The 2,248-nt window shown below is 45.7% G+C and carries 2 protein-coding genes; both read left to right on the top strand.

The annotated features are described in order from the left end of the window. Positions 1-323 precede the first annotated feature (323 nt). On the top strand, positions 324-1,139 hold the full coding sequence (locus BMZ28_RS02140; protein WP_047779908.1) for a CPBP family intramembrane glutamic endopeptidase: 816 nt from the start codon (positions 324-326) through the stop codon (positions 1,137-1,139). A gap of 222 nt (positions 1,140-1,361) precedes the next feature. Continuing rightward, a complete protein-coding gene (locus tag BMZ28_RS02135; protein ID WP_074820369.1) occupies positions 1,362-2,135 on the top strand; it encodes a MipA/OmpV family protein in 774 nt (257 codons plus the stop codon). Positions 2,136-2,248 lie beyond the last annotated feature (113 nt).

Genomic DNA, 2,248 nt, shown 5'->3' with positions numbered 1-2,248 from the left:
TGTGATGTAGAAGTTAGCCTAACCAACGGAATGTTGGTTCCGTTGGTTTAGGTGGTCAATCAGAAAACGTCAGATACCGATAGGTACTGACGTTTTTTTATTTGGTTTTTCAGTGTTCCTCTTTGTCATTCTGGTGAAAACCAGAACGTGCAGCCGTAGGTGCTCAATAAAAAGGGCAAAAGATACAACTCACCGATTTTGTTTTATTCATTGACCGACCGTCAGTCAATTGCTAAGGTGTGAACATTCCATCATCAATTTAGGGACGATAAATGGCAGGTATCGCTAGAAAAACTGTAGTTCACCAAGGAGGGAGTTAATCGATGGGACATATCACACAACCAATCCGCTATTATCCTCTACGCTTTTTTGGTCTGGTTTTTTTATTCTCTTGGCTGCCGTGGTCAGTGGCCGCTTACTTAAGCTATTTACCCGATATGCGGCAGTTGACGCTGGTTACAGCTCTGTTGGGGCTACTTGGTCCGGCTGTTGCTGCTTGGGTCATGCTGCGTACTTCCGGCAATAGCCTGCTACGACAGGACTATCGCAGCAGAGTATTTGCGCTAAAAGGAATAACCCCAAGCCGTTTACTGATAATGCTGGGGTTAATTCTGATTCCGCTACTGGCAGCAACTTGGCTGTCTGTACTGTCAGGCCATAGCGCAAGTCAGTTTGCTTTTTCTGCTGGATTTCTTCCTATGTTGCCGCTGGCGCTGATTGCCGCACTAATGGAAGAGTTGGGCTGGCGCAGCTACGGCGTTGACAGCTTGAGAAGCGTCTGGGGAATACTCCTACCAACCTCTCTGGCGTTTAGTGGATTATGGGCGCTCTGGCATCTACCGCTGTTTTTTATTCACGACACTTATCAGAATCAACTTTGGCAGGCGGGAGGAATTTATGTCGCTAATTTCTTCATTAGTATGCTTCCGGCCACCATCTTGGCTAATTGGTTTTATTACCGCTGTCAGCGCAGTATCCCAGCCGCTGTTCTGTTTCATTTTGCACTGGTGATGGCGGCGGAACTGATGCAGACCGAACCGTTAACCAAATGTCTCTGGACCATGATCTTATTGCTGGTTGCCGCTCTGTTGATTGCCATCGAACAAGACTTGTTCTTAAAAGCGCAGCCTGAAAATTGATGGACAAGGAGGTTGGTCATGTTGTTTCGGTGTATGACGCAGGATATTGCTTCTCGCCAATTTTTATCAAACGTAAATCAACTACGGCGACATTTGCCTCCTCCTTAGCATGATTGTACTGCGGTGGTTATTGCCGCAGAACCCCCTTTTTTTCCTTAGCTAATCAGTCCTCGATGGGGATTGACGGTAACTTTTTGATTAAATAACTCTGGAGTATTGATTATGACGAACGGTTTTTATGGCTCGACTCGTGGTTTGAGGTCATCCATTGGCGCAATTTCTTTAGCTGCCGTGTTTCTGCCAAGTGTTGTTTATGCTGATGCTTGGTCGCTCGGCGCTGGTGTTATGACCGAAAAATTAGCCTATCGGGAGTATAAAACTCAGGTTATGCCGATACCGATTGTGACTTATCAGGGGAAATATTTTTATATTAATGGGTTAGATACTGGAGTAAAGGTGATTAATACCGATACTCATCGCCTTAATATTAATATCCATTACTCGCCATTGAGCTTTAAGCCTGCTGATAGCGATCATTCGATGATGAAAAAGCTGGATAAACGACGTGCTTCAGCGATGGCCGGCGTTGGTTATCAGCATCATGCTGGCTGGGGAATCATTAGCGGCAGCGTAGCGACCGACATTCTGGGTAATAGCGATGGGGTGCTGGCGGATATTGGCTATCAGTATTCGTTTAAATTCGGCAAGTGGCAGCTGGTACCCGGTGTTGGGGTGCAATGGCAGAGTCGTTTATACAATGATTACTATTTTGGTGTCAGCCAGCGAGAATCGCAGCGCAGTGGCATGTCAAAGTATCGCGCTGAAAGTGCCAGTTCCGCTTATCAATCTTTTGCTGGCTATTATTCGGTCAATGATAACTGGCAGCTATTCTTGATGGGGCGTTATAACCACTTAAGCGATACCGTCAAAGATAGCCCGATGATTGATCGTTCTTATAGCGTGACCGCTGCTACAGGGGTTATCTATAAGTTTTGATAGGTAGACTGATATCCTTCCCAAAATTTGCACTAAGTAGAACATTTCCACTCCCTTGAAATCAGAAAACCTGGCGGATAATTTATTCGCCGGGGATTTCTTCGATACCCACT

It is taken from the genome of Pragia fontium DSM 5563 = ATCC 49100 (assembly GCF_900112475.1).
GTDB lineage: Bacteria > Pseudomonadota > Gammaproteobacteria > Enterobacterales > Enterobacteriaceae > Pragia > Pragia fontium.
Note: the sequence above shows the minus strand (reverse complement) of the source record. Positions and strands in the feature narration are given on the sequence as shown.

What these genes read in the sequence shown, in the direction of transcription:
- BMZ28_RS02140 (WP_047779908.1), top strand. Translation starts at nt 324, where the DNA reads ATGGGACATATCACACAACCAATCCGCTATTATCCTCTACGCTTTTTT.
- BMZ28_RS02135 (WP_074820369.1), top strand. Translation starts at nt 1,362, where the DNA reads ATGACGAACGGTTTTTATGGCTCGACTCGTGGTTTGAGGTCATCCATT.